The organism is Geobacter sp. AOG2, assembly GCF_019972295.1.
Lineage (GTDB): Bacteria > Desulfobacterota > Desulfuromonadia > Geobacterales > Pseudopelobacteraceae > Oryzomonas.
This window is the reverse complement of record NZ_BLJA01000001.1, coordinates 623962-648312: the sequence shown is the minus strand read 5'-3', so window position 1 is coordinate 648312 and position 24351 is coordinate 623962. Positions and strand designations below refer to the sequence as shown.

33 protein-coding genes are annotated in these 24351 nt (G+C 59.9%); 3 read left to right on the top strand and 30 right to left on the bottom strand.

The features are described 5' to 3' along the window. Window positions 1–42: 42 nt before the first annotated feature. The 12 genes from LDN12_RS02845 to LDN12_RS02790 form a co-directional block, all read right to left on the bottom strand. Window positions 43–435: an FxsA family protein gene (locus tag LDN12_RS02845; protein WP_223921181.1), complete on the bottom strand. Its 393-nt coding sequence runs from the start codon at window positions 433–435 to the stop codon at window positions 43–45. A 112-nt stretch (window positions 436–547) separates the two neighbouring features. Continuing rightward, the gene (locus tag LDN12_RS02840) at window positions 548–796 is read right to left on the bottom strand and encodes a YheU family protein (protein ID WP_223921180.1); all 249 of its coding nucleotides are present in this window, start codon (window positions 794–796) and stop codon (window positions 548–550) included. Further along, window positions 793–1464, bottom strand: coding sequence for a methyltransferase (locus LDN12_RS02835; RefSeq protein ID WP_223921179.1), 672 nt, complete (start codon window positions 1462–1464; stop codon window positions 793–795). The genes LDN12_RS02840 and LDN12_RS02835 overlap by 4 nt, the downstream gene beginning before the upstream one ends. A gap of 81 nt (window positions 1465–1545) precedes the next feature. Next, a complete protein-coding gene (gene brnA, locus LDN12_RS02830) occupies window positions 1546–1827 on the bottom strand; it encodes a type II toxin-antitoxin system BrnA family antitoxin (RefSeq protein WP_223921178.1) in 282 nt (93 codons plus the stop codon). After that, on the bottom strand, window positions 1811–2104 hold the full coding sequence (locus tag LDN12_RS02825; protein ID WP_223921177.1) for a BrnT family toxin: 294 nt from the start codon (window positions 2102–2104) through the stop codon (window positions 1811–1813). The genes brnA and LDN12_RS02825 overlap by 17 nt, the downstream gene beginning before the upstream one ends. 69 nt (window positions 2105–2173) lie before the next feature. Continuing rightward, on the bottom strand, window positions 2174–2389 hold the full coding sequence (locus LDN12_RS02820; protein WP_223921176.1) for a CPXCG motif-containing cysteine-rich protein: 216 nt from the start codon (window positions 2387–2389) through the stop codon (window positions 2174–2176). A 6-nt stretch (window positions 2390–2395) separates the two neighbouring features. Further along, window positions 2396–2731 (bottom strand): type II toxin-antitoxin system RelE/ParE family toxin, encoded by a 336-nt coding sequence (locus LDN12_RS02815; RefSeq protein WP_223921175.1) that lies wholly within the window; start codon window positions 2729–2731, stop codon window positions 2396–2398. A 160-nt stretch (window positions 2732–2891) separates the two neighbouring features. Then, window positions 2892–3575 carry a zeta toxin family protein gene (locus LDN12_RS02810; protein ID WP_223921174.1) on the bottom strand — a complete coding sequence of 228 codons (684 nt, stop codon included), beginning with the start codon at window positions 3573–3575 and terminating at the stop codon, window positions 2892–2894. Beyond that, the gene (locus tag LDN12_RS02805; RefSeq protein ID WP_223921173.1) at window positions 3520–3699 is read right to left on the bottom strand and encodes a hypothetical protein; all 180 of its coding nucleotides are present in this window, start codon (window positions 3697–3699) and stop codon (window positions 3520–3522) included. Before LDN12_RS02805 ends, LDN12_RS02810 begins: the two co-directional genes overlap by 56 nt. A gap of 160 nt (window positions 3700–3859) precedes the next feature. Next, window positions 3860–4204 carry an HIT family protein gene (locus LDN12_RS02800; protein ID WP_223921172.1) on the bottom strand — a complete coding sequence of 115 codons (345 nt, stop codon included), beginning with the start codon at window positions 4202–4204 and terminating at the stop codon, window positions 3860–3862. Window positions 4205–4547: 343 nt separating this feature from the next. Then, entirely contained in the window at window positions 4548–4928 is a 381-nt protein-coding gene (locus LDN12_RS02795; protein ID WP_223921171.1) for an HIT family protein, read from the bottom strand. A gap of 273 nt (window positions 4929–5201) precedes the next feature. Beyond that, window positions 5202–5786, bottom strand: coding sequence for a TMEM175 family protein (locus LDN12_RS02790; protein ID WP_223921170.1), 585 nt, complete (start codon window positions 5784–5786; stop codon window positions 5202–5204). A gap of 524 nt (window positions 5787–6310) precedes the next feature. Between LDN12_RS02790 and LDN12_RS02785 the strand changes: the two genes are divergently transcribed. Then, the gene (locus LDN12_RS02785; RefSeq protein ID WP_223921169.1) at window positions 6311–7228 is read left to right on the top strand and encodes a site-specific DNA-methyltransferase; all 918 of its coding nucleotides are present in this window, start codon (window positions 6311–6313) and stop codon (window positions 7226–7228) included. Here the strand turns inward: LDN12_RS02785 and LDN12_RS02780 are convergent. From LDN12_RS02780 to LDN12_RS02725, 12 genes are all read right to left on the bottom strand, one after another. Then, on the bottom strand, window positions 7152–7925 hold the full coding sequence (locus LDN12_RS02780; RefSeq protein ID WP_223921168.1) for a restriction endonuclease: 774 nt from the start codon (window positions 7923–7925) through the stop codon (window positions 7152–7154). The two genes, LDN12_RS02785 and LDN12_RS02780, sit on opposite strands and share 77 nt — an antisense overlap. 258 nt (window positions 7926–8183) lie before the next feature. Then, complete coding sequence (locus LDN12_RS02775) at window positions 8184–8636, bottom strand: ATP-binding protein (RefSeq protein WP_223921167.1); 453 nt, start codon at window positions 8634–8636, stop codon at window positions 8184–8186. A gap of 370 nt (window positions 8637–9006) precedes the next feature. Continuing rightward, entirely contained in the window at window positions 9007–9717 is a 711-nt protein-coding gene (locus tag LDN12_RS02770; RefSeq protein WP_374045073.1) for an RluA family pseudouridine synthase, read from the bottom strand. A 133-nt stretch (window positions 9718–9850) separates the two neighbouring features. Next, on the bottom strand, window positions 9851–10267 hold the full coding sequence (locus LDN12_RS02765; RefSeq protein WP_223921165.1) for a F0F1 ATP synthase subunit epsilon: 417 nt from the start codon (window positions 10265–10267) through the stop codon (window positions 9851–9853). Window positions 10268–10306: 39 nt separating this feature from the next. Further along, entirely contained in the window at window positions 10307–11722 is a 1416-nt protein-coding gene (gene atpD / locus LDN12_RS02760; protein ID WP_223921164.1) for a F0F1 ATP synthase subunit beta, read from the bottom strand. A 54-nt stretch (window positions 11723–11776) separates the two neighbouring features. Continuing rightward, the gene (gene atpG, locus LDN12_RS02755; protein ID WP_223921163.1) at window positions 11777–12643 is read right to left on the bottom strand and encodes an ATP synthase F1 subunit gamma; all 867 of its coding nucleotides are present in this window, start codon (window positions 12641–12643) and stop codon (window positions 11777–11779) included. Window positions 12644–12661: 18 nt separating this feature from the next. Next, window positions 12662–14170: a F0F1 ATP synthase subunit alpha gene (atpA, locus tag LDN12_RS02750; protein WP_223921162.1), complete on the bottom strand. Its 1509-nt coding sequence runs from the start codon at window positions 14168–14170 to the stop codon at window positions 12662–12664. An 8-nt stretch (window positions 14171–14178) separates the two neighbouring features. Next, complete coding sequence (atpH, locus tag LDN12_RS02745; protein WP_223921161.1) at window positions 14179–14721, bottom strand: ATP synthase F1 subunit delta; 543 nt, start codon at window positions 14719–14721, stop codon at window positions 14179–14181. Continuing rightward, complete coding sequence (locus tag LDN12_RS02740; protein WP_223921160.1) at window positions 14718–15332, bottom strand: ATP synthase F0 subunit B; 615 nt, start codon at window positions 15330–15332, stop codon at window positions 14718–14720. Before LDN12_RS02740 ends, atpH begins: the two co-directional genes overlap by 4 nt. 1 nt (window position 15333) lies before the next feature. After that, entirely contained in the window at window positions 15334–15759 is a 426-nt protein-coding gene (locus LDN12_RS02735) for an ATP synthase F0 subunit B (RefSeq protein ID WP_223921159.1), read from the bottom strand. Between the two features lie 282 nt (window positions 15760–16041). Then, the gene (locus LDN12_RS02730; RefSeq protein WP_223921158.1) at window positions 16042–16896 is read right to left on the bottom strand and encodes a ParB/RepB/Spo0J family partition protein; all 855 of its coding nucleotides are present in this window, start codon (window positions 16894–16896) and stop codon (window positions 16042–16044) included. Continuing rightward, window positions 16889–17662, bottom strand: coding sequence for a ParA family protein (locus LDN12_RS02725; protein WP_223921157.1), 774 nt, complete (start codon window positions 17660–17662; stop codon window positions 16889–16891). The genes LDN12_RS02730 and LDN12_RS02725 overlap by 8 nt, the downstream gene beginning before the upstream one ends. A gap of 217 nt (window positions 17663–17879) precedes the next feature. On the opposite strand from LDN12_RS02725, the gene LDN12_RS02720 reads away from it, so the two are divergent. Beyond that, window positions 17880–18149, top strand: coding sequence for a cytochrome c3 family protein (locus LDN12_RS02720; RefSeq protein WP_223921156.1), 270 nt, complete (start codon window positions 17880–17882; stop codon window positions 18147–18149). Between the two features lie 14 nt (window positions 18150–18163). Here the strand turns inward: LDN12_RS02720 and LDN12_RS02715 are convergent, their stop codons facing one another. From LDN12_RS02715 to LDN12_RS02690, 6 genes are all read right to left on the bottom strand, one after another. Next, window positions 18164–18559 (bottom strand): tautomerase family protein, encoded by a 396-nt coding sequence (locus tag LDN12_RS02715; protein ID WP_374045072.1) that lies wholly within the window; start codon window positions 18557–18559, stop codon window positions 18164–18166. Between the two features lie 393 nt (window positions 18560–18952). Continuing rightward, a complete protein-coding gene (locus LDN12_RS02710) occupies window positions 18953–19588 on the bottom strand; it encodes a response regulator transcription factor (protein WP_223921154.1) in 636 nt (211 codons plus the stop codon). Then, a complete protein-coding gene (locus LDN12_RS02705) occupies window positions 19548–19742 on the bottom strand; it encodes a hypothetical protein (protein WP_223921153.1) in 195 nt (64 codons plus the stop codon). Before LDN12_RS02705 ends, LDN12_RS02710 begins: the two co-directional genes overlap by 41 nt. 263 nt (window positions 19743–20005) lie before the next feature. Then, on the bottom strand, window positions 20006–20644 hold the full coding sequence (locus tag LDN12_RS02700) for a response regulator transcription factor (protein WP_223921152.1): 639 nt from the start codon (window positions 20642–20644) through the stop codon (window positions 20006–20008). Further along, entirely contained in the window at window positions 20637–22592 is a 1956-nt protein-coding gene (locus LDN12_RS02695; protein ID WP_223921151.1) for a sensor histidine kinase, read from the bottom strand. Before LDN12_RS02695 ends, LDN12_RS02700 begins: the two co-directional genes overlap by 8 nt. Further along, on the bottom strand, window positions 22592–23452 hold the full coding sequence (locus tag LDN12_RS02690) for an RluA family pseudouridine synthase (RefSeq protein WP_308464303.1): 861 nt from the start codon (window positions 23450–23452) through the stop codon (window positions 22592–22594). The genes LDN12_RS02695 and LDN12_RS02690 overlap by 1 nt, the downstream gene beginning before the upstream one ends. A 269-nt stretch (window positions 23453–23721) precedes the next feature. Between LDN12_RS02690 and LDN12_RS02685 the strand changes: the two genes are divergently transcribed. Beyond that, on the top strand, window positions 23722–24351 hold the full coding sequence (locus tag LDN12_RS02685) for a class I SAM-dependent methyltransferase (RefSeq protein WP_223921149.1): 630 nt from the start codon (window positions 23722–23724) through the stop codon (window positions 24349–24351).

The window sequence follows — 24351 nt, the reverse complement described above, 5'->3', positions numbered from 1 at the left end:
GATCTCCTTTTTCATGCATTGGTAGTGTTCCTGCGGAATATTTCAGAAGCGGCGGACCACAAAACTCCCCTGGCGCAGCCGCCGTTCCAGCCAAATCCCCAGCCAGCGCTTCAAAAGCATGCGGGTGGCGGGGATGAGGAAGAACAGGCCGACGAAATCGGTAAAAAAACCGGGGGTCAACAGGAGAATCCCCCCTGCCAGGATAATGGCGCCGTCCAGGATCTGGGCCCCCGGCATGCGCCCCATGGCCAGTTCGTCCCGGATGGCGACGATGACCCGGAAGCCCTGGGACCGGGCCAGCCAGGCCCCGGCCAGGGAGATGGCCAGCAGGACCCCCACGGTGGGGAGCGCGCCGATGACCCGGCCGATCTTGATCAACAGCCAGACTTCGACGATCGGGACGATGGTGAAAACCAGGAAGAGGCGCAGGAGCATGGGTCACTCCCCGCCCGGCAGGGCGGCGCGGCGCAGCACGGGAGGCAGGGCGGAACGGTATTGTCTCGTGGCGGATATCATGCCGTAGTGAACCACGGGAAGACCTCCGCTGTCAAGAGCGGCACGGCACGATGTTGCAACTCTCCGACGCGGCGTCGAAGACCACCTTCGCCTTCCCTTCGCGCAGTTGCCGCAGCACCTGCTCGATCTTCTGGTCCAGGGTATAGCTGACCTCCCCCGACTCCTCCCACTCCCTGGTCACGAACTCGCCGACCAGATTGCGCAGGGTATCGGGATTGATCTGCTCATAGGGGACTTCCACCCCCTCCTCGTGATAATCGGTCCGTTGCGGCGACGTCATGGTCCGCTCCCCTCTTCCGGTTCCGCCAACAGCAGCCGGTTCTTGGGGGTGATATCCCCCGGTATCCGTTGGGTGATCGCCCGGTAGCCACAGGAGCGCAGCCGGGCCACCCGCGCCGCGTCCATGGCCAGCGGCCCGTCCAGCCACCCCTCCAGCCCCCCCAGGTCGCCCCCCTTCAGGTCGTGGCAACAGGGGAGCACCGCCACCCGAGCCCTCGCCGCCACGGCCCGCTCCAGCACCAGATCCGTCAACCCGCCGCAGGCGTGGGCCGACACCACCACATCGTCCCGGTGCAGTTCCACCCCCTCCAGGTCCGCCTCCACAAACCGGGTCCGCCCCGCCAGGCGCGGCCAGGCCGCGTCCATGGCCGCCGCCAGGGTCGCGGCGCTTTTGGGTATCCGCCGGTCCACGGCCAGGGCCAGGGAAGAGGTATCGTCCAGAAGCAGCAGAAGCTGGGCCAACAGCCCGTGGCCGCAGGCCAGGTCCACGACCCGCCCGCCCCGGAAACGGCGGCGCACCCGGCGGGCCACCTCCCACGCCTCATACAGCTCCTTGCGCGGCAGACAGCCCGCGGCGCAGACCGCCCGACCCACGGCGTCGAACAGGGTGGTCCCGGCAAATTGGGGCAGGAGTTTTTCCGTCAGGCGATTGCGCGAGGAGCGGTCCATGGGGTCAAGGGTGTTCGGTGCAGGATCTCGTAGGGTAGAGGTGGTCAGTCGCTGGACAGGCGGGTCGCCAGCAAGACAAGTTTACTTGGCCCCGTGGTGCGCCTCTTCCAGCTTTTCGTTCAACCAGACCTTGATGAGCGATTGATAGGGTACATCCTGGCGATTAGCGGTTGTTTTGATGGAATCCAGCATCCAGAGCGGCAGCCGCAGGGAGATGGATTGAGTTGTCGGTTTCAGATTCGGGAAGGTGACTTTTTGGGCTTTCGACCAATCGACATAATCGGTCGTGTCGTGGGTCAGCCAGAACTCCCGTTCTTCATCCTCGTTGGCAAATCTTGGTATCTCTTTAAGTTTCTTGCTCATAAACGGTTCGCTCCTTTCGGTGCATGTCCCGGGCGGAGATAACCCGAATTTTGTTGACGCGAATGGTAAAAGTAATATGCAGTAACCGGCCCTCATTTGTGTGACCCAAGGCGTGAAAACGTTGCTCGATATCGCTATGTTTCGGATCATCGAGAACAACCAGCGGCTCATTCAGAAACACGTGCTCCGCTTCGGCAGGCGTAACGCCGTGCTTGGAATTTTTCTGTTCGTTGCCCTTGTCCCAGTTAAAGCCGGTTATCGTTTCCCATGGCACCATTACTGTTCCCTGTATATGGCTAAGATATACACCATAACATCATCCTTGGCAAGCGGCCGTTTCCCTTACTCACGGAATCCCGGCCTGGAAGGCGATGATCGCCCCCTCTTCCGCCTGACAGGTGATCTCGATGGGGTTGCAGCAGACCTCGCAGTCCTCGATGTAGCGCTGGTAGCCGGCCGACAGGTCCAGCACCGCGGAGATGCGTTCGCCGCAGTGGGGGCAGGTGAATACGTGCCTGCGGGTCTCAAGCGGTTCTTCCCGTGGCGGGTGGCGTCTCGGCATGGTTGCTTACACCCGGCTCGCCTCGTTCTTGTGGTAAACCGTAAAGAAGATCACGCTGTTGTCCCCCACCTCGCGGCAGAAACCGCACTTCTCTTCCAGGGTCTTGGCCTGTTTGCGGCAGACCTCGCACCAGTTGTAGATGAGGCGGTAGTCGTTGCGGCCCACGTACTTCTTGAGGCGGCCGTGGTGGTCGCCGTGCATCCAGCCGTCGGCGTCGCCGGGGTTGTGGAGGATGCGGTCGATCACGCCCAGGATGCGGCTGTGCCCCGGCGGGTCGTGTTTCTCGATCTTGGCCAGCTTGGCGGCGAAATCCGGGGTGGGGAAATAGGAGAATGGCGTCATGGTTCACTCCTGACCGGTTTAGCCCGGCATGAGGGTAAAATCGATACGGCGAAGGACAAGAACCTGCTCTCGTTCACGAAACACACCGGCACATGCTGAAAACCTTGGCGTAATAGAGATTACAGGTGGGGTTTAGCCGTTTGTAACTTTAACAGACGGTTCAATTATCGCTGGCACTTGAAACCGTCTCCAGTTTTTTGAGTTTCCGCAGCTCCCGGAAAATCTCCTCGGCCCACCAGTGTTTATTCAGGCCCGGATACGTTTTGTAGAACTCTCCATCATGCTTTCTGAACAGCAGTACCGGATTTTCGCCGTCAAAAGAGTTGTCATGGACGTACAACCGGTCTGAGATAAGACCCGCCGAAACACAAAGGCGCATGGATCTGAAATATCTCGCAAGGATCTTGTTAATGGGTACTTCGTGCCCCCCTTCGATCATCCGGCGGGTAACCCTGGCTGCGTTGATCTCCGGCGTATCCGTGCCAATGAAAAAGACGCGCACAAAAAAACCATTCTCCTGGGCGCGCCGCAAAAAATCGACCTTATCTTCCATCGAAAGAACGGTTTCCACCACCATACTTGTCCTTGTGCGCAGACACTCCTCACGCAGTTCGGCGGCACGGTCGGCAGCCTTCAGTATCGACGCTTGGTCGTTCCATCCTCCGAATTCCCGTTCGGCAATGATATCCGGATTGATGAACACGCAATCGTCCGACCAGTGATGCCCCAGCAACTGTTTGGTAAAGGTGGTTTTCCCGGAGCCGTTCGGCCCGGCGATCACCAGGAGCTTAGGCTTTTCCGGTGGATTTTCGGCCGACAATGGTTCTGGCATCCGTCTTGGCATGGGACATTTCCTTGCGAAAACTGGCTAGCAACGACTTTTTGACCGATTTGGCCTCGGAGCGTACCGACTGACCCACCTTTTTCGAAAGAGCGGAGAGCGTTTTTTCCGTAGCATCCTTTTTCATGTGCCTTCTCCTGTCCGGAGTAAAGAGGTCGGGGGATGGCTTCGAGCCATGAATTCACTATATAACCAGTTTTCCAGACTACCAAGATATAAATATTCAAAAAGAGGAACGAGACTCGCAATCGCCATGTTCACAATTCTCCAGCACTCGGCCCGACTTGTCAATAGGGGCGCAACTGGGCGCCGCAGCCGATGTGCCAGTGCAGGTGCTTGGAGGACTGGTACTCCCCCAGGTTGGTGTACACCCGGCAGGCCCCGAAGCGCTCCATGAAGTCGCGGGCGATCATCGTGGCCGTGCGCATAAGTTCCAGGAGCAGGTCGTTGTCCGCCTCCTCCAGGGTGATGAGGGATTCCACGTGGCGTTTGGGGAGCAGCACCACATGGTTCTCCCAGATCGGGTTGGTGTGGTGGAAGGCAAAGACGTGCTCGTTCTCGAAGCACACCGGCACGTCGATGAGGCCTTTCAGGATCTTGTCGCAATAGAAGTCGCAGATTGGTGCGGTCATGGTGGCTCGCTGTCCCTTTTTGCTCACATTTCAGTTTGATTTGAGGTATAGTAACACTATGAAAAAGTCACTGCTTGACACCAATCCCTACCTGAAAGACCGCGCCACGCGCGATAGTGCCTTGGCGCGCAATGTAGCCTCCTCGTCCGCTATCGAGGGGATTTGGGTAAAACGCGACGCAACGAGCGGACGTTTTGTCGATAAAGCCAAGAACGACGAGGTTCCTACGAAGTCTCGAAAGACCTCTCGATAACACCTGCAAACAACCGTTTCATCGACTGATAGTCCCTGTCCATTCCTGCCCGCACCGCTGCAAAGTATTCTTCCCGCCGCTCCAACCCTCTCACCGTCTCTTCCAGTACGGCGCCTTCTCGGGCATGATCCAGCGCACCCCGCCGCGCGGGTCGCCGGTGTCCCCCGCATAGCGCGGGATCAGGTGGATATGCAGGTGCATGACCGTCTGTCCGGCGGCGGCGCCGTCGTTGATGCCGATGTTGAAGCCGTCGGGGTTATGTTCCCTTTGCAGGAGTGCGCGCATCTCCTCCAGCAGGTCGAGCAGCGCCGACCGTTCCTCCCTGCTCGCCTCGAAGAACGAGGCCATGTGCCGCCTCGGGATGATCAGGCTATGGCCGGGGGTCACCGGAAAGCCGTCGTACACGGCCACTGCATGGTCGTTGGCCAGGACGGCCCCAGGTATCTCCGCAGCACAGAATGGACAACTCATGTGTAACCGCCTTGCCGTTGATCTCCACCCTGTTCTACCCCAGGCCAGCTCGGCCCACAACGGAAATCCGCAGCCACTCGCTTAAAAAAGTGCCGGCCAGGACAGGACCCCGCCCCTATCCGATTGCCCCTAGCAGGCTGTTAAAAAACGCAGGTTGTTCAAAAATAGTCAGATCGTCGCACCCGCAGAAAGCTCTGAGGAGGCGTAGCAGCGCTACGCCGCACGAAAGGGCTTTCGAGGACGGCGGCGAGATGGCTGTTTTTCAACAACCTCCTAGGGGGCCGCTGCCCGCAATGCCCGCTCGATACGCCGGTCCGGCACCAGCCACATCAACGCCACGAACACGTAGATGGCGTTGGCGATCCGGGGTTCGTAGAACGACGCCGGGATGGCGGCGGCATAAAGGATGGGGGACACCTTCCCCTTCACGTCCCGGCCCACGGCCTTTTTCAGGATCGAATCCGGTCCCTGGCTGGCGATGATCGTCTGTTGCAGGATAAAGTAGGCAATGGACGCCAGAAGCAGCACCGCCCCGTAGAGCGCCAGGGGAGCGGAAGTGAAATGGTTGGTGCCGATCCAGCCGGTGGCGAAGGGGAACAGGGAGAGCCAGAAGAGCAGATGCAGGTTGGCCCAGAGGATGCCGCCGGTCACGCGGCGGACCGTGTGCAGCATGTGGTGGTGGTTGTTCCAGTAGATGCCGATGTAGACGAAGCTGAGGAGATAGCTGAGGAATACCGGCAGGACCGGCAAAAGGGCGGAGAGTTCGGAGCCGTGGGGCACCTTCATCTCCAGGACCATGATGGTGATGATGATGGCGATCACGCCATCGCTAAAGGCTTCCAGTCGGTTCTTTTCCATAGGTGGGCACCGTTATCTCTGGTTATCTCTCTGTTACCCTTTATCGCTCTCAAAGTATACCGGCACGCCCAGAAGGTGTTTCAGGAGTTTGTCGCGATAAAAGTCACGGGTGGGTGCGGTCATGTTAGTTCGCTTCGTGGTTATATTCCCACCACCAGCAGGGAAGGGCTGGGAGGGGGTGGCGTACAGTTCGATGTGGTCACGATGGAGTATAGAATTTGGCCGAATCAAAGGGTGACGCCTTGTAGTTTCATTTATTTCTATTAGAATTAAAACCAACTTGACTTACCAAGGTAACTTAGGTAACCTCGTCTTATGATGCATTCACAAGAAACAAAAAGAAAAAAAACTTTCCCTCTTGAAATCGAGGAGAAACTGCACAAAGCACTGAAATTTAAGGCTTTGGAATGCGACATGACCCTACATGCCTACATTATTGATACGCTTAATGCACGAGTGCATGAGAATTCTTCTAGCTATTCCCCCCAAAACGCGTCCGACACATCACGATCGAGAGAAGAATCATGACTGCTGCAACACATTTTGATAATGAGCCGGTTCGAATTATCCATGGTGACATCCGCCAGGAACTATCACACCTCCCCGACAACTTTTTTGATTGCTGCATCACCTCTCCCCCTTATTGGGGTATGCGCGACTATGGTTACGAAGGGCAAATCGGCGCTGAAGCAACGATTCAGGATTATATTAGGGACTTGGTTACCATCTTTCGCGATGTGCGGCGTGTCCTGAGAGGTGACGGCACGCTTTGGCTCAATATCGGTAATACCTACACTTCCGGCGGAAGAACTTGGCGTCAATCCGACTCCAAAAATGCAGGCCGGGCCATGTCATTCCGCCCTGACACACCAGAGGGTCTTAAACCTAAAGACTTGATCGGTGTAGCCTGGATGCTTGCAATGGCCTTGCAACTTGATGGCTGGTATCTACGCTCCGACATTATCTGGCACAAGCCAAATTGCCAGCCCGAATCGGTAAAAGACAGGGTAACAATGGCGCACGAATATCTGTTCATGCTATCAAAGAACGAAGTATACTACTTCAATCAAGACGCTATAAAGGAGCCAACTGCAGACGGGAAAACCCGAAAAAATAAGCGGTCAATTTGGAGCATCAATACAGAGCCGTGCAAGGAAGCTCATTTTGCCGTATTCCCGCGTGCACTCGTTCGTCCTTGCATTTTAGCCGGTTCTCCGGTAGGCGGCACTGTACTTGATCCATTTTTCGGAAGCGGTACTGTGGGTGTTGTAGCAATTGAGACAGGCCGTCAATGCGTCGGTGTAGAATTAAAAACAGAATACGTTGACATTGCCCGCCAACGTCTGTTCTCTGTCACGCCACCTCTTATGCCTGTTCTTGAAACTCCACATCGAAACGCCAAGTTGCATGAATTCTGCACAAATCCTTCCGTAGCGACTTGATTTGCAGTTTTCGCTCCCCACCACCATCGAAATAAAGGCTGTATAGAGTCTCGTTATCACGTTCTACGTAGCAGTATCCCGGTTTCGGGTGCTGCTTACTCTCCAACCGCATTTCTAAACGTCCCTGATTTGCCAATTCAAGCAAAGCCTTTGGTATTTCAACAAGTTCGTACAAATAATCTGGTGCCCCTTTTTTTAGGGCACGCAACACTAATATGCGCTCTATTCCGGCGAGATTTCCAAGAAACTGTTGTCTCAGGCCGACGAGATCATTGGGGCTATCGCCCCACTGTCCACCGCCAAGTTCCATAAATTTTGAGATGTGAATTAATTCTTGTCGGATTGCTTTGGCCGCTTCGGTTTTTAGAGATACTTTATGACCTGAAATTTCGATGTCATATCCACGCGTTCCTCTTGGAGCCAATCGGGCATCTTTCCCAGAGGCTTGGAGGACCATTTCAAGGGCAAACTCGAATTTATCCTTTGAGAAAGGTTCTCTTGAAAAACAATGATGAAGGCGCAAAACATCCCCGAAATCAGCGAGAGAGGTCTCTGAAATAATATCAGAGGTTGGATCACACGCCAATTCCCATGGTTGTGAAAAAACAGCAACAATGCGATCTACTAGCTCTAAACGATAATTACTCAAATCCGGAATTGCCTTTATTAACCGCTCGATTCGTTCTCTACGCGTCATATTTTTCTTTCCTAGTAAGTATGATTTTGCATTGAGTATCGTACCGTTAACGTATCAGATCACATAACTTACTGTAAGCATAAATACTACTGAGAATAAATACAAAGCCTTCGTTGCCTCTCTTGAAGTAAAAAAACCGCCCAACCGAGATCCTCCCCGGTTCAGCGGCCTCCATAAATCGTCCGATTCTCCCATCCCAACCATCCCCACTCCATAGCAAAAAAAATCGACTTACCTTACCCTGCCTGCATCCACCTGTCAACGCTGCAAATCCCGCCACTCCTCCACCACAAACCCGCCCTCCCCATCCATCCGCACGTACCGCAACTCATCGAACCCCTCCCCCAAGGTCGGCAATTCCAGCCGCGCCGCGACCCCGGCCACCCCCTTGTCCGGTATCCGGCCCGTGCCCTGTCGCTGCCGGTTGCGTTCCAGCGCATCCGCCACCGTGGAGTCGAGATAATAGCCGACCACCCGGAACCCGGCCTGCCGGGCCGGGCCGATGAAGCGGGCGCGCTCCTGGGGGCTGGCATTGGTGTTGTCCACCACAAAGGGTTGGCGGGCCGCCAGGCAGGCCTCCACCAGGAGCCTTTCCCGGTGGCGGGTCTTGAGCATGTCCAGGCTGATGCGCATATGGGTGAAGAAGAACCGCTGCCGGTAGAAGGTGCTCTTGCCGCTGGCCGGTATGCCGATGAGGATGATGGCGTTCATGGGGTGAGGGTAGCGCATTTCGCGGAAAAGGAAAAGCCCACCAGGGAATCGGTGGGCTTCTGAATTTTTTTGGTTCTGTGTTCCTCTTGCGAGGATAGTTCCGATCCGTGCTGCATCGGATTATGTGGTGCTGCTATACTACGTTAAAGAGCCAGGCGGAGTGTCTTCCATACGAATTGAAACCTCCTTATGCCTTTTTGTACCTCTTCCAGCTGATTTAACTATACCACCGGAAAAAAAAATAAACAGTCTGTTAAAAAAATTAACAGCGGGGTATACTCGTCAATTGTGGATAAGCACCCGCGACCCGCCTTGGCCGTCTCACCGCATCCCCACCCCCACAACAAAAGCACATCGGCGCAGGCAGACATCAGTCTGCCGGTACGTCTATCGCCCCCATCAGCCGGGTGAAAAAGTCCGGGACGCCGGTCTCGAAGAAGAGCCTTCTGCCGTTCACCGGGTGGGTGAAGGCGATGGAGCGGGCATGGAGCGCCAGGGTGGCGTAGCCGTCGTTTCTGCCGTATTTCCGGTCCCCCGCCACCGGGTGCCCCTGCTCGGACAGGTGGACCCGGATCTGGTGCTTGCGGCCGGTGAGCAGGTGGATCGCCAGCAGGCTGAGGCCTTTGGCCTCTTTCAGGACGGTGTATTCGGTGCGGGCAAGTTTCCCCTTGGCGGGGTCGGTGGTGGAGTAGACGTTCAGGGCGCTGTTCTCGGCCAGGTAGCTGGCGATGGTCCCGCTCTTCGGGTCGAGGATGCCGTGGACGATGGTGAGGTAGCGTTTGTCGGTCTCCTGCCAGTGGTCCTGGAGGAAGATCTTGGTGGTTTCGCTCTTGGCGAAGATGAGGAGGCCGGAGGTGTCCCGGTCCAGGCGGTGGACGATGTAGACCCGGTTCCGGGAGCGGGGGTCGCCCTTGCGCACGTAGTCGTTGAGGATGGTGTGGGCGGTCCGCGTCTTGTCCCGCTCCGTGCCGATGGTGAGAAGGCCGCACGGTTTTTCCACGACGATGATTGCCCGGTCCTCGTGCAGGACCGTGAGCCCCTTGGGCTGGTACTTGGGCGGCGGGCGTTTGGGTGGCGGCATGGGGGCTCCTGGAACTGCGTACTGTACCGTGGCAACCAGTTCCTTCCCCCGGCGGAGGGAGGCCGAGAGGGGGATGAACAAAAAAAAGAGCGGCATTGCTGCCGCTCCTTGACATACCTATCCGGTAGTGAACCTACCTGCGAACCGCCTTGCCCGCTACCTGCACGCGGATCATGGCACGCTCCAGCGCTGCCTCGTAGACCTTGAACTGCTTGTCCTCGGCGGTGAGCTGCTTGAGCTTTTCCTCGGCGCGCCCCAGGGCGGCCTTGGCACGCTCCACGTCGATCTCTTCGGCGGCCTCGGCGGTCTCCACCAGGACGATGATCTTGTCGTCCTTGATCTCGAAGTAGCCCCAGTTGAGGGCCATGTGCTCGATCTTGCCGTCGTACTTGTAGGCAAGCTCGCCGATCCTGAGCGAGGTCAGAAACGGGGCGTGGCCCGGCAGGACGCCGAATTCGCCCAGCTTGCCGGTGGCGGTGACCTCTTCGACTTCCATGTCAACCACCTTCTTGTAAGGGGTGACGATCTCCAGCTTCATCTTTTCAGCCATATATCAGTCCTTGAAAGGGGTGTGCCCCGTAAGGTTAATTTATACCGCAGCCAGCTTGGCGGCCTTTTCAATGGCCTCTTCAATGGAGCCGACCATGTAGAAGGCCTGCTCGGGCATGGCGTCGTGCTTGCCGGCCACGATCTCCTGGAAGCCCTTGATGGTGTCCTTCAGTTCGACGTATTTACCGGGGGAGCCGGTGAAGGCTTCGGCGACGTGGAACGGCTGGGACAGGAAGCGCTGGATCTTGCGGGCGCGGGCAACGACCAGTTTGTCCTCTTCGGAAAGCTCGTCCATACCGAGGATGGCGATGATGTCCTGGAGGTCTTTGTACTTCTGGAGCACGTACTGGACGGAACGGGCCACGGCGTAGTGTTCTTCGCCGATGACCTGGGGGTCCAGGATGCGGGAGGTGGAGTCCAGCGGGTCAACGGCCGGGTAGATGCCCAGCTCGGCGATCTGGCGGGACAGAACCGTGGTGGCGTCCAGGTGGGCGAAAGCGGTGGCCGGGGCCGGGTCGGTCAAGTCGTCGGCCGGGACGTAGATGGCCTGGACCGAGGTGATGGAACCCTTTTTGGTGGAGGTGATGCGTTCCTGCAATTCACCCATCTCGGTGGCCAGGGTCGGCTGGTAACCGACGGCGGAGGGGATGCGGCCCAGAAGGGCGGAAACCTCGGAACCTGCCTGGGTGAAACGGAAGATGTTGTCGATGAACAAAAGAACGTCCTGGCCTTCTTCGTCGCGGAAGTACTCGGCGACCGAGAGGGCGGTGAGGGCGACGCGGGCGCGGGCCCCCGGGGGCTCGTTCATCTGGCCGTACACCAGGGCGGCCTTGTCGAGAACGCCGGATTCCTTCATCTCCATCCAGAGGTCGTTCCCTTCGCGGGTACGCTCGCCGACGCCGGCGAAGACGGAGAAGCCGCCGTGCTGCTTGGCGATGTTGTTGATCAGTTCCATGATGAGAACGGTCTTGCCGACGCCGGCGCCGCCGAACAGGCCGATCTTGCCGCCGCGGGCGTAGGGGGCGAGGAGGTCAACGACCTTGATGCCGGTGGTGAAGGCCTCGACCTTGGTTGACTGGTTCTCGAAGGAGGGGGCTTCGCGGTGGATGCCGTATTCCTTCTCGTTGCCGATGGGGCCCATTTCGTCGACCGGCTCGCCGATGACGTTCATGATGCGGCCCAGGGTCTTGTGGCCGACCGGGGCGCAGATCTGTTTGCCGGTGTCGATGACCGTCTGGCCGCGCTTGAGGCCGTCGGTGGAGTCCATGGCGATGGTGCGGACCGAATTCTCGCCCAGGTGCTGGGCAACCTCGAGAACCAGGTTGTTCTCACGGTCGTCGATGGCCGGATTGGTCACCCGAAGTGCATGGTAGATCTCCGGCAGTTTGCCGGGCTCGAATTCGACGTCGATAACAGCGCCGATGACCTGCGAAATTTTACCGATGTTCTGACTCATGGAACTCTGTCCTCCTGTGGCCGTGAAGCCTCATATAGTGATTCGGTTCTCTTGTTATCCCTTGATCGATTCGGCGCCGGAAATGATCTCCATCAGCTCGGTGGTGATGGCGGCCTGGCGGGCCCGGTTGTATTGCAGGGTCAGCTTGCCGATCATCTCGTTGGCGTTTTTGGATGCGCTGTCCATGGCGGTCATGCGGGCGCCGTGTTCGGCGGCCACCGACTCCAGCATGGCCTTGAAGATCTGCACCTCGATGTTCTTGGGCAGGATCTCGGCCAGAAGTTGGGCCACCGACGGTTCGTAGATGTATTCCACCGGGTTCTCGTCGGCCACGGTCTTCTCTTCGGCTTCCACCGGCAGGAGCTGCTGGAAGGTGATGTCCTGGGACATGACCGTGCGGAAGGCATTATAGAGCAGGATGACCTGGTCGTATTCCGCGGCCAGGTAGCCGTCGATCACCTCGTGGGCCAGCATGGCCGCGGTCTGGTAGCTCGGCTTGGCCAGCACGTTGGGAAAGTTCTTGGCGATGGTGTGGCGGTTTTTGAGCGCCTCGTACCCCTTGCGCCCGACCGTCATCAGCGTGATTTCCTCGAACTCGCCCTGTTTCTCCTTGATGAAGCGCTCGCCGGCCTTGCACAGGTTGCCGTTGAAACCGCCGCACAGGCCGCGGTCGGAGGTGACCACCACCAGGAGGAGCTTCTTGGCTTCGCGCTTCTCCAGAAGCGGGTGGAGATCCCCTTCCACACTGCCGGCCAGGGACTGGAGCACCTCGGCCAGCTTGCCGGCGTAGGGGCGCGCCGCAACGACGTTCTCCTGAGCCCGGCGCAGCTTGGCGGCCGAGACCATCTTCATGGCCTTGGTGATCTGCCGGGTATTCTTTACGGATACGATCCGTTTTTTAATGCTTTTAAGGCTTGCCATGTCTCAAACCGTCCTTGTTTACGCGGTGAATTCCTTCTTGAACTGCTCCAGCGCGGCAACGATCTTGCCCTTCAGCTCATCGTCGATGGCCTTCTTGTCGCGCAGTTCGGCCAAAAGGTCGGCCTGACGGTTGTCGAAAAAGGCGTACAGTTCCGGCTCGTAGCGCTTGAGCGCCGAGACCTGGTAGTCATCGAGGAAGCCGTTGTTGGCGGCGAAGATGATCAGGACCTGTTTTTCGTTGGGGATCGGACGGTACTGGGGCTGCTTGAGGATCTCAACCAGGCGCTCGCCGCGGGCCAACTGCATCTGGGTGGCCTTGTCCAGGTCGGAACCGAACTGGGCGAAGGCGGCCATCTCGCGGTACTGGGCCAGGTTGAGGCGCAGCGTACCGGCGACCTGCTTCATGGACTTGGTCTGGGCGGAACCGCCGACGCGGGAGACCGAGAGGCCGACGTTGATGGCCGGGCGGACGCCGGAGAAGAACAGGTCGGACTCCAGATAGATCTGGCCGTCGGTGATGGAGATGACGTTGGTCGGGATGTAGGCGGACACGTCGCCGGCCTGGGTCTCGATGATCGGCAGGGCGGTGAGTGAACCGGCGCCGCACTCGTCGGACAGTTTGCAGGCGCGCTCCAGCAGACGGCTGTGGAGATAGAAAACGTCGCCCGGATAGGCTTCGCGTCCTGGCGGGCGGCGGAGCAGCAGGGAGAGCTGGCGATAGGCGACGGCCTGTTTGGAAAGGTCATCGTAGATGATCAGGGCGTGCTTCTTGTTGTCGCGGAAGTACTCGCCCATGGTGACGCCGGTGTAGGGGGCGATGAACTGGAGCGGGGCCGACTCGGAGGCGGTGGCGGCGACGACGATGGTGTAATCCATGGCGCCGTGCTCGCTCAGCTTGGAAACGACCTGGGCGACCGTGGAACGCTTCTGGCCGATGGCGACATAGATGCAGATCACGTCGCCGCCCTTCTGGTTGATGATCGTATCGATGGCAACGGCGGTCTTGCCGGTCTGGCGGTCGCCGATGATCAGCTCGCGCTGGCCGCGCCCGATGGGAACCATGGAGTCGATCGCCTTGAGGCCGGTGGCCATGGGCTGGTGAACCGACTTGCGGCTGACGATGCCGGGGGCCTTGATCTCCACCTTGCTGAAGGTGCTGGTGTTGATGGGGCCTTTGCCGTCGATGGGCTGGCCGATGGCGTTGACGACGCGGCCGACCAGGGCGTCACCAACCGGTACCTCGGTGATGCGGCCGGTACGCTTGACCGTGTCGCCTTCCTTGATCTCGGCGAATTCACCGAGAATAGCGGCGCCGACGTTGTCCTCTTCCAGGTTGAGGACCATGCCGGACACGCCGCCGGGGAACTCCAGCAGCTCGCCGGCCATGGCGCCAGCCAGGCCGTGGATACGGGCGATACCGTCACCGATGGAGATGATCGTGCCGGTTTCCGACACCTCTACCTCCTTGCCATACTCCTTGATCTGTTTCCTGATGATCTCGCTGATCTCTTCGGCTCTGATTTCCATGGAAGCATTTACCCCTTCTGTAGTATATCTTGAATCCGTTTAAGCTGAGTTTTTACGCTGCTGTCAAAGGCCGTATCGCCGATCTGGGTCACGACGCCGCCCAGAAGGGCCTGGTCCACCGTCACCTGCGGCACGACCTTCTTGCCGGTCTTTTTCTCCAGGGCGCCCTGAATGGAGGCCACCTGGGCGTCGTCCAGCGGGAAGGCGGTCCTGATGAAGGGACGGATGACGCCGGACTGTTCGTCGGCCAGTTTTTTGTAGGTCTGGACGATCTGGTCGAGGAAGGCCACGCGGTTCTTGTCCACCAGGAGGAGCAGGAAGTTCCCGACCAGTTCGGAGCAGCCGGCCTTCGCCACCAGCTCCTTCATGATCCCCTTCTTCTGCTCGGCGGTGAAAGCCGGGTTGCCGAATGCGGCCCGCAGCTCGCCATTGCCGGAGAAAAGACCGTCCACCGCGGAAAGCTCCTCATTGAAGCGGTCGATCAGGCCGGCCTCCGAACCAAGCTGCACCAGGGCCTTGGCGTATCGTCTCGCAATCGTATTGTTGATCACTGGATCTGTACCACCTTGTCAAGATATTCGCCGACAAATCGGTCGTGGTCGGCCTTCTGGATGGCGCCGGTCAGCTTGCCGGTGGCGATCTCCACCGCCAGGCGGGCAGCCTCGGCGCGCAGCTCGGCACGGGCCTTGAGGGTTTCCTGCTCGGCGGACTGGCTGGCCTGGAGCGCGATCTTTTCGGCAGCCTTGCGGGCCTCGCCGATGATGCGCTCTTTCTCCTGCTCACCCTCGCGGATGATGGCGGCGTGCAGTTCGTCAATCTCTTTGGATGCCTGGTCGAGCTTGGTGCTGTATTCCGCCAGCTTGGCCTCGGCAACGGCCCGGCCCTGCTCGGCTTCCTTGAGGTTCTTTTCGATCTGGGCCTGGCGGTCGGCCAGCGAGCCCTTCACATTGGCCTTTTTCAGCGCCCATACCATAATAACGACCAGAACGGCGAAGTCGAACACGCGCCAGCCGAAATCCTTCATCTGGGCGGCGGCGTGGTCGGCATGGTGCGCAGCCTCGCCACCCTCTTCGGCAAAACCGGCGGAGGCGGCCAGGGCGATAACGGCAATACAGGCCAGGGAGAAGGCGATTTTCTTTGTACGATCGGATACCATCAACATGTTACAGGCTCCTCCCCAGGATTTTCTCACAGATGTCGCCGGACAGGGCCTCGGCCTGCTGTTTCAGCAGCGCGCGGGCGTCGGCGGCCTCCTTGGCGACCTTGGTGCGGATTGCGTCCAGGGAGCCGGCGGCTTCCTTGCGGGCCTTCTCCAGAAGCGCGGTTTCTTCGGCCTGGGCCTCTTTGAGGGCCACGGCGCGACGGCCGGCAGCCTCGGTCTTGGCCTCGTGCAGACGGGCCTCGTACCGGGCCATCTTCTCCTGGACCTCCAGATCGACGGAAGCGGCCTTTTCACGGGCGGAGTCGATCACCCGGCGACGATCGGCCAGGGTCTTGCGGATCGGCTTGTAGAGGAAGATGTTGAGGATGAGGACAAGAATCCCGAAGTTGATGACCTGAACAACGAATGCCAAATTTAATTCAATCACGACCTACCCCTTGCAGGCATGCATAAATTGTATACTGTATCCACATATCGGACCTAGCTACCACATATTTTGGCTATATGTCAAGCTGAATTGCAAAGAAACCGGAACGATTTTACCGGCAACAGTGGCGGGCAGGGACCGGCGGGCTATTGAAAAACTCGGGTTGTTCAAAAATAGTCAGATCGTCGCACCCGCAGAAAGACCCGCGGAGGCGTAGCAGCGCTACGCCGCACAAAAGGGCTTTCGAGGACGAAGGCCTGATGGCTGTTTTTCAACAACCTGCTACAGTTCGAGCAGATCGACGATGCGGGTCAACTCGTCGGGATCGCTGAAATGGATCTCCAGCCTCCCCCCCTTGGCCCCGACCCTGCGGATGGCGACCCGTGCCTGGAAGCGCTTCTGCAACTGCTCTTCCAGAGCCCCCATGAGCAGATCGGGCTGCTGCGGGCGCTTGTGCGGCGCGGGGTGGGGATTCATCTTCAGCCGCCGCACCAGGTTTTCGGCCTCCCGGACGCTCAATTGGCGCTGCACGATCTCGTGGCGGGCCGTGAGGATCGACTCGGGGCTCTCCAGGGCCAGAAGGGTGCGGGCATGGCCCATGCTCATGCGTTCCTCCACGATATCCTGCTGCACCTCGACGGGCAGCTTGAGCAACCGCAGGGAATTGGTGACGCTGGTGCGGTTCTTGCCGACCTTTTTGGCCACATCCTCGTGGGAGATGCCGAAATGTTCCACCAGCGAGCGGTACGCCTGGGCCTCTTCGATGGCGTTCAGATCCTGGCGCTGGATATTCTCGATCAGGGCCAGCTCCAGTACCGTGTCCTCGCTGGCCTCGCGGATGACCACCGGCACGTCCCGGACGCCGGCCTTCTGGGCGGCGCGCCAGCGGCGCTCGCCGGCGACGATCTCGTAGAAGCCGTCCTTCTTGGTCACCACCAGCGGCTGGATAATACCCTGCTCGCGGATGGAGGCGGCCAACTCCTCCAGCTTGTCCGTGGCGAAATACTTGCGGGGCTGGTTCCGGTTGGGCCTGATCTTCTCGATGGGGCAGATAAAATAATCGGAGTGCTCGCCGACCGTTTCCGTTACCTGCAACAGCGCCGCCATCCCTCTCCCGAGGCCGCCTTTCTTAACCATTGGCCGTCTCCCTCTGGATGATTTCCCGGGCCAGTTGCAGATAACTGGCGGCACCGCGTGACGATATGTCGTAATGAATGACCGGCTTGCCGTGGCTGGGCGCCTCGGCCAGGCGCACGTTGCGCGGAATGACCGCCTCGAACACCTGGTCGGCGAAATGGGTCCTGATCTCCGCCACCACTTCCTTGCCCAGGTTGCCGCGGGAATCGAACATGGTCAGCAGAATTCCCTCCACCTTGAGCAACGGATTGAGCCCCCGCTGGATCAGGCCGATGGTGCGCAGGATCTGGGAAAGCCCCTCCATGGCGTAAAACTCGCACTGGAGCGGGATCAGCACGGAATCGGCCACGGTCATGGCGTTGACGGTCAACAGGTTGAGCGACGGGGGACAGTCGATGATGATGTACCGATACTGCTCCACCAGGGGGGCAAGGGCGAATTTCAGCTTCAGTTCCCGGCCGATCTCGGAGGCCAGTTCCAGCTCCGCCCCGGCGAGGTCGGAATTTGCCGGTATGACATGCAAAAACGGCTGCCCGATGTCCATGACCAGGCCCCGGGCGTCCGCCTCGTTGACGAGAGCGTCGTAGACGGAGTGCTTCAGCCGGGATTTGTCGATCCCCACGCCGCTGGTCGCGTTGCCCTGCGGGTCGATATCAACCAGAAGCGTCGGCTTCTCGGCCGCAGCCAGCGAGGCGGCCAGATTGACGGCGGTGGTGGTCTTGCCGACCCCACCCTTCTGATTGGCGATGCAGATGATCTTGGACATAACGGAATGGGCCTTGCCTGAAATCTGGTTGCGATAATTTTATAGTCATGGGGGCGCTGGGCGCCGAAGAGCGCAAAATTACCATACAAGTGCCCTTGGTGCAAAACATATTTTTCCGGCGGTCCATGAGCCGTTTATTGACAACGGTCAAATATTTTCCCACGGGGAGGCGTTAGGATTTGCCGGAAGCGTCATTTTGCAGCGAGGTACCGTCCAGATGCCAAAACCGTTCATACCGCTACTCGCCGTGGCAATCGGCCTGTCCGCAGCACCAGCGGCCATGGCCTTCGAATGCAAGGTCTGCCACAGCAAAAATCCCAAGATGGTGGCCATGCACACCGCCCTCCGGGGGGAGGGCTGTTTCGGTTGTCACAATCCGGGGGAGAAACTGATGGGCAAGAACCGGCCCACAGACAGGGAAAGCCTGCTGAAACGCAGGGTCACGGACGCACAGTGCGCGCGGTGCCACGGGGAAAAAGAATCTTGACGGACTTTCACGGCTCAGACATCGATTTTGAAACCAAGATCGATATCGCACGCCGCGTAGCCCCCTCTGATGCCCCAATTCTCGGGGGCGATTTCCCGCAGCATTATCTTCACATGGTTGGCGGGGATATCGTATTTCGAGAGATTGGTTACGATGGCCTTGTACAATGACCTCTTTGCCTCAAGAGATCTGCCGGCAAAGCAATCTATGCTGATGTGCGTATAGTATTCCGGCCGCTCCCGATCCGGCGGGCATTCGAACCGATGGGGCTCATGGACCAGCAACCTCACATTGCGATCATGGGGCATTATTTTGAAGCACTCTCTCAGGGCCGAGTGAACGGCCTCCATGATTCCCTTCTCGACCTCGACGGGGTAGTGCTGGCGGACTTCTATCAGAACGCTTGGCATCATATTCTCCTTAAGGATATCTCCGGGATCGGGTTCAACGTTTAACAGGTCGTTGAAAAACAGCCATCTCGCCGCCATCCTCGAAAGCCCCTTTGTGCGGCGTAGCGCTGCTACGCCTCCGCGGGACTTTCTGCGGGTGCGACGATCTGACTATTTTTGAACAACCTGAATTTTTCAACAACCTATTAAACGACATTCGAGGGAACGGTTTTTTTGAACGTAACCACCCGCCCCAGTCGGTCTCCCCGGCCCAGCGGAGAGTCACGCCCTCTTTGGCGCCGCCGATTATCGTGTATCGCCGGGGATAATGCAAGATGGCAATCGCTCGTTGCGAAATTGCCGCGCGTTGCCGGGCGCGGGCGGTGCCACGGCAAAAAGGGGTGAACTGGGGGGCTATCGGGTGTTCCTGATGGCGTATTGCCTCAGGGCTTTCATGCCGTCGAGGCCTACTTTTTCCATGATCCGGGAGTAATATGTTTCCACGGTGCGGTGGCTTACGGCAAGGGCCGCGGCGATGTCGGAGGTGGTATCGCCCCGGCTGATCATGGCCATGACCTGGCGCTCCCGCTCGCTCAGGGATTCGTCCCAAATCGCCATCGGGGCGGAAACCAGTTTTTTTGCCAGGCCCTGGGCGGCCCGGGGACTGATGTGGCGCTGCCCCGCCAGGACGTCGCGAACCGCCTGCACCAACTCGGCCGCAAGATCCCGCTTGGTGACATAGCCGCCCGCGCCGAAGGCGAATGCCCGTTCGATGCTGCCCGTATCCTCGTGCATGGAATAGATCAGCACCGGTATGTCCCGTTTTTTCAGATCCCCGATCAGATCGAGGCCGCTCTCCTCCCCCAGGGAAAGGTCCACCAGGGCGATATCGGCCCCGCACCCCTGGAGACGTTCCAGGGCTTCGGCCCGGCTTTCCGCCTCGCAGCAGATCGTGAACCCTTCCTGCATAAGCAGAAGCGCAACCCCCTGGCGTACTGCCGGGTGGTCGTCAACCAGAATGATTCGAGGGTTCTTTTTCTCGTGGCCCATGGGCGAGTCCTTTGAGCATGGCGGCAGAGGTGGCGTTGTTTGCAACGCTTTCCTTTTCGGGGTTGTCGCCGGCGCGGTCAAACCGTATGGATTTGCGGATGAGGACAAGCAGAAAAAGCGCCAATACCTGAAGAACGATGTATCTTGTCTGCATAGAGAATCTTCCCGTTTTCCGATTGCACCAGCTCCACAACAACGATCGGAAACCTTTCCATTCACGGATCGCCGGCACGTCGCACGGTATCGACGGCTACCGGGGATTTTCGAAAGAATAGCCTCGATCAAGGCATTTGTCTGTGGGGGGAATTACGGTTTTTGTGTAGGGAATTTTACGGACAGGGTTCCGAAAAAAAAGGGGGGGGAACGGCCTCCCCCTGCCCGGCTCCGAAACCGGACAGGGGTCCCTCGAAAGGGAAACTACTGGTAATTATGGATGGCGTGGCGCCTCAGGGCCTTCATCCCGTCCAGGCCAAGCTTATCCATGATCCGGGAATAATAGGTTTCCACGGTGCGGGCGCTGATGGCGAGGGTTGCGGCGATTTCGGCGCTGGTGTCGCCCCGGCCGGTCATTGCCATGATCTGGCGTTCCCGCTCGCTGAGCACCCCCTCCGCTTGGCCGGCCTGCGTGGCAAGCACCCTGTCGGCGAGGCTTTGGGCCGCGTGGGGACTGACGTGGCGGCGCCCGGCAAGCACGCCGGCCACCGCTTCCAGAAGGACGTCGGAAACCTCCCGCTTGGTGACGTAACCGTCGGCGCCGGCGCCGAATGCCCGCTCGATGGTTTCGGCGTCCTCGTGCATGGAGTAGATCAGCGCCGGTATGCCGCGCTCGTGCAGGTCGCCGATCAGGTCGAGCCCACTCTCCTCGCCCAGGGAAAGGTCCACCAAAGCCAGATCCGCCGGGGAACCGTCGAGCAGTTCCAGCGCCCCGGCCCGATCGCCCGCCTCGCCGCAGACCACGTAGTCCTTCTGGGCAAGCAGCAACGCCAATCCCTGGCGCACCGCCGGGTGGTCGTCGACCAGAAAGACCCGTGCCCCGGTTTTCGCTTCGTCAGCCATCCCGTTCCTCCCCTGTCATGCCCGCTTCGCATGGGACCGTACAGGTAACCACGGTCCCGCCCCCCTCGGCATCCCCGATCCTGAGCGAGCCGCCGATCATCCTGGCGCGGTGGGCCATGATCCCCAACCCCAGCCCCCCCTGCGACCTGGCCGCCCGGTCTCTGCCGATGCCGTTGTCGCTCACCGCGAGGGTGACGATCCCCCCCCCGCCCAGACAGGTGAACGCCACGGTAATCCGGCTCGGCCGGGCATGTTTCACGGCGTTGGTGAGCGCCTCCTGGGCGATGCGGTACAGGTGGGTGATCTGCTCGTTGGCACAGGAGACGCAGGCCCGTTCCTGTTGGAATTCTATGGCGATGCCGGTCGATTCGGCGAAACGCCGGGTCAACTCCTCCAGGGACGGGCTCATGCCCCGGGGATCGTGCTCGACCGGCCAGAGACCCCGGGAGAGGTTGTAGGCGTGATCGACCGACTCCTCCAACAGGGAGGAGAGTTGCCGCAACTCGGCCGTATCCTCCCCGGCGCCCGCCAGCTTGCGTTCCAGCACGGAACAGCGCAGCCTGGCGCCGGTCAACTGCTGGCAGAGTCCGTCGTGCAGATTGTGGCTGATGCTCCGGCGCTCCTCCTCGCTGATCATGACGATCTTCCGTTCCAATCCGAGACGCTCGGCCATCTCCGTTTCCAGGGAGACGTTCTTCTGCTCCAGTTCGCCCGAAAGGCGCTCGACGGCGGAGAAGGCGCGGGAAAACCGCAGCGACAGGGCAAAGGCCTGGAACAGGATAAAAACGAACATCCCCACCGGTATCAGAAACAGGGACGGGATCAGGCGGAGATCATAGAGCATGTCGTTGATGCCGACAAGCCCCAGGATGACGAAGCCGGCCAGAATGAACGTCGCCCCTTCCCTCCCCTTTATCCTCGCCCTGAGGAGCATGGCCAGGCTGTAAACGATCTGCAGGACGGCTCCGGCATAGTAGACCGGCAGCAGGCGGCTGAGCGTCAGGGCCGGAAAGAACAGGGCCACGGCCAGGAACAGCCCTGCCATGACCTGGGAAAAGCGCAGGACGCGCACGGAAAACTCCTGGGGGTACAGAGAGCGGAAAAAGCTGTAGCCGACCGGCACGGAAAGAAAAAAACAGATCGCGTCGATCATGTTCAGAAGCGGCGCCGGGACTGCCGGGAAGAAGAGGCGGATGCTCCAGTCGCCCGTGTTCGAAGCGAGGAGCGAGCCCATCCACAAAAGACAGTAGCACCCGAAGTAGAGCGGCGAGACGTCCCGTCTGCGGAACGAGAACAGGACCAGATGGTAGACCCCCATGACCAGGAGACTGCCGATGAAGAACAGGGCCATTCCCCAGCGCCGGACCTGGCCGGCCTCGATCGCCCCGGCATCCCCCAGCAGGATGGGCGAGGTGACGCCGCCCACCCGCGAGTGGTAATTGGACACCTGGAGGATCAGTTCAAGCGGCTCTCCCGTACTCGGGAAACGGGCCAGGAGTACCGATGGGCCGGGGACTTCCGTGGCGGTACTCGTCCCCACGCGACCGCTTGCGGCGAGGAGGGCGCCGTTGACCCACAGCCGGCAGGCCGAGGGGATGTCGAAGAGGCGCAGGGCCAACTCGCGCCTGCCCGGTCCCGGCAGGACCCGCAGACGAAATGTTGCGTACCCCGTCTCTCCGATCTTTTTGCCGTTGAGTTTGAAATCGTTCCAGGACGCCGGCAGGGAAAGGTAGCCGTTTTTTTCGGGGGCATGGGGACCGTGGAAATCCTTCGGAGCCAGTAACCGCCCCCAGTAGAACTCCCACTCGCCGTCGAGGCGCAGGGGGCCGTCCCGGCCCAGGTCATGGCCGCCGAGTTCCAATCCTCCCTGCCGGGCAAGGGGATTGGCGGCCAGGGCCGGGGATTGGAGCATGGCGACCAGTATGATGCAGTAGAGCCAGCGCACCATCAGGGTATGCCGCAATCCCGCAAAGCGGCCTCGAAGGCCCGGTCCAGGGGGGCTTCGAGACGGATCTCCACACCCTTTTCGTTTTTGAACGAGAGACTGGCGCAGTGCAGCATCATGCGCACAGCCTCCGCGCCGCCGTAGGTGGCGTCCCCGACGATGGGCAGCCCGGACGCCTCCAGATGGACGCGGATCTGGTGGGTGCGCCCGGTCAGGGGGTGCGCCTCCACCAGGGCGCCTCCGGCGGCGGCAGCCACCACGCGGAACTCGGTCAGGGCCGATCTGCCTCCCGCCATGACGCCGTAGCGCGACGTGCCCAGCTTGCCGATGGGGCCGTCCATGCGCCAGGTTTCCTGCCGCGGCTGTCCGCTGACCAGGGCCAGGTAGCGCTTGTCCGCCAGGCCGTCGTGAAAACGGGCCGAAAGCCAGGCGGCGGCCCGCTTGTGTTTCGGGAACACCATCACCCCCGAGGTGCCCCGGTCCAGACGGTGGATCACCCTGGCCGGTTCCATGATCCCATGCTGGCGGAAGTATTCGGCCACCCAGAACTCCATGGTCCCCTTGAGCTGATAGGGGGTCCGCTGGGTATTCGCCCCGGCGGGCTTGTCGACCGCGATCAGGTCGTTGTCCTCGTACAGGAGGGCCTCCGGGGGCAGGACGAGTTCCCGGAACCTGCCCGGCTCCATCACGCCCACCTCCACCACGTCCCCCGCCTTGACGGTGCGCGACGCCACCCGGACCAGGGCGACGTTGACGCTGCACCCGCCCCGGTCGATGATCCGCCGCGCCTCGGACTTGCTGAGGCCGTCGAACAGGAGCGCCACGGCATCGTCCAGCCGCCGCCCCCCCTGATCTTCTGTCACGGTTTTCTTATATATCATGACCTCGTTACTACCCCGATTTCATGGTGAGATGCAAATAGTTTCCTCCGGGGCTCTGGATGAAAACCAATAAACCTTAAAACGGCTATTGGGTCCACGAACGACACGAAATATCACGAAAAATAGAAACATGGTGCAAAACGGCAATTCGCCGGTAGGTTACAACCATGAAGTTGCCAAGTCTTATTATTTTTGTTCGTGTTTTTCGTGCATTTCGTGGACAACAGCATTTTTCAGGATAAAAATTCCCTGTGGAAAAAGCGGTCCGACTTTGGTACCCTCTGGCGGCCATGACTCCTGACGCACCCCACGATATCCCGCTCCTGCGCGGGCCGGTCCCCCTGGCGCACCTGCTGCTGCGGCACTTCGTCCGCCCCGGCGACCGGGCCGTGGACGCCACCTGCGGCAACGGCAACGATACGCTCCTCCTGGCGGAACTGGTAGGGACTGGGGGCAAGGTCTGGGGCTTCGACATCCAGCGGGAGGCCATCGGGAACACGGCCCGCAAACTGGCGGCGAGCGGTTTGACGGAGCGGGTGACGCTGATCGACGGGGGCCATGAAACCATGGCCGAACGGATCGACGCACCCCTGAACGCCGTGGTCTTCAACCTTGGCTATCTGCCGGGGGGCGACCGCAGCGTCATCACCCGGCCGGAGACCACCGGAGCGGCCCTGGAACAGGCTGCGGCCCTCCTGGCGCCGTCGGGCGTCGTGACGCTGACCATCTATCCCGGTCATGGAGGGGGCGGCGAGGAACGCCGCCTGGTGGAGGAATGGGCGGCGACGCTCAGGGCTCCCCTGTTCCACGTCTGGCGCATGGGCCAGATCAACGCCGCGGCCGACGCGCCGTACCTCATCCTCGTCCAGAAGGGCGCCTGA

Coding starts and splice junctions, on each gene's coding strand:
- LDN12_RS02845 (WP_223921181.1), bottom strand. CDS start 435: ATGCTCCTGCGCCTCTTCCTGGTTTTCACCATCGTCCCGATCGTCGAA.
- LDN12_RS02840 (WP_223921180.1), bottom strand. CDS start 796: ATGACGTCGCCGCAACGGACCGATTATCACGAGGAGGGGGTGGAAGTC.
- LDN12_RS02835 (WP_223921179.1), bottom strand. CDS start 1,464: ATGGACCGCTCCTCGCGCAATCGCCTGACGGAAAAACTCCTGCCCCAA.
- brnA (WP_223921178.1), bottom strand. CDS start 1,827: ATGAGCAAGAAACTTAAAGAGATACCAAGATTTGCCAACGAGGATGAA.
- LDN12_RS02825 (WP_223921177.1), bottom strand. CDS start 2,104: ATGGTGCCATGGGAAACGATAACCGGCTTTAACTGGGACAAGGGCAAC.
- LDN12_RS02820 (WP_223921176.1), bottom strand. CDS start 2,389: ATGCCGAGACGCCACCCGCCACGGGAAGAACCGCTTGAGACCCGCAGG.
- LDN12_RS02815 (WP_223921175.1), bottom strand. CDS start 2,731: ATGACGCCATTCTCCTATTTCCCCACCCCGGATTTCGCCGCCAAGCTG.
- LDN12_RS02810 (WP_223921174.1), bottom strand. CDS start 3,575: ATGCCAAGACGGATGCCAGAACCATTGTCGGCCGAAAATCCACCGGAA.
- LDN12_RS02805 (WP_223921173.1), bottom strand. CDS start 3,699: ATGAAAAAGGATGCTACGGAAAAAACGCTCTCCGCTCTTTCGAAAAAG.
- LDN12_RS02800 (WP_223921172.1), bottom strand. CDS start 4,204: ATGACCGCACCAATCTGCGACTTCTATTGCGACAAGATCCTGAAAGGC.
- LDN12_RS02795 (WP_223921171.1), bottom strand. CDS start 4,928: ATGAGTTGTCCATTCTGTGCTGCGGAGATACCTGGGGCCGTCCTGGCC.
- LDN12_RS02790 (WP_223921170.1), bottom strand. CDS start 5,786: ATGGAAAAGAACCGACTGGAAGCCTTTAGCGATGGCGTGATCGCCATC.
- LDN12_RS02785 (WP_223921169.1), top strand. CDS start 6,311: ATGACTGCTGCAACACATTTTGATAATGAGCCGGTTCGAATTATCCAT.
- LDN12_RS02780 (WP_223921168.1), bottom strand. CDS start 7,925: ATGACGCGTAGAGAACGAATCGAGCGGTTAATAAAGGCAATTCCGGAT.
- LDN12_RS02775 (WP_223921167.1), bottom strand. CDS start 8,636: ATGAACGCCATCATCCTCATCGGCATACCGGCCAGCGGCAAGAGCACC.
- LDN12_RS02770 (WP_374045073.1), bottom strand. CDS start 9,717: ATGCCGCCACCCAAACGCCCGCCGCCCAAGTACCAGCCCAAGGGGCTC.
- LDN12_RS02765 (WP_223921165.1), bottom strand. CDS start 10,267: ATGGCTGAAAAGATGAAGCTGGAGATCGTCACCCCTTACAAGAAGGTG.
- atpD (WP_223921164.1), bottom strand. CDS start 11,722: ATGAGTCAGAACATCGGTAAAATTTCGCAGGTCATCGGCGCTGTTATC.
- atpG (WP_223921163.1), bottom strand. CDS start 12,643: ATGGCAAGCCTTAAAAGCATTAAAAAACGGATCGTATCCGTAAAGAAT.
- atpA (WP_223921162.1), bottom strand. CDS start 14,170: ATGGAAATCAGAGCCGAAGAGATCAGCGAGATCATCAGGAAACAGATC.
- LDN12_RS02740 (WP_223921160.1), bottom strand. CDS start 15,332: ATGTTGATGGTATCCGATCGTACAAAGAAAATCGCCTTCTCCCTGGCC.
- LDN12_RS02730 (WP_223921158.1), bottom strand. CDS start 16,896: ATGGTTAAGAAAGGCGGCCTCGGGAGAGGGATGGCGGCGCTGTTGCAG.
- LDN12_RS02725 (WP_223921157.1), bottom strand. CDS start 17,662: ATGTCCAAGATCATCTGCATCGCCAATCAGAAGGGTGGGGTCGGCAAG.
- LDN12_RS02720 (WP_223921156.1), top strand. CDS start 17,880: ATGCCAAAACCGTTCATACCGCTACTCGCCGTGGCAATCGGCCTGTCC.
- LDN12_RS02715 (WP_374045072.1), bottom strand. CDS start 18,559: ATGCCAAGCGTTCTGATAGAAGTCCGCCAGCACTACCCCGTCGAGGTC.
- LDN12_RS02710 (WP_223921154.1), bottom strand. CDS start 19,588: ATGGGCCACGAGAAAAAGAACCCTCGAATCATTCTGGTTGACGACCAC.
- LDN12_RS02705 (WP_223921153.1), bottom strand. CDS start 19,742: ATGCAGACAAGATACATCGTTCTTCAGGTATTGGCGCTTTTTCTGCTT.
- LDN12_RS02700 (WP_223921152.1), bottom strand. CDS start 20,644: ATGGCTGACGAAGCGAAAACCGGGGCACGGGTCTTTCTGGTCGACGAC.
- LDN12_RS02695 (WP_223921151.1), bottom strand. CDS start 22,592: ATGGTGCGCTGGCTCTACTGCATCATACTGGTCGCCATGCTCCAATCC.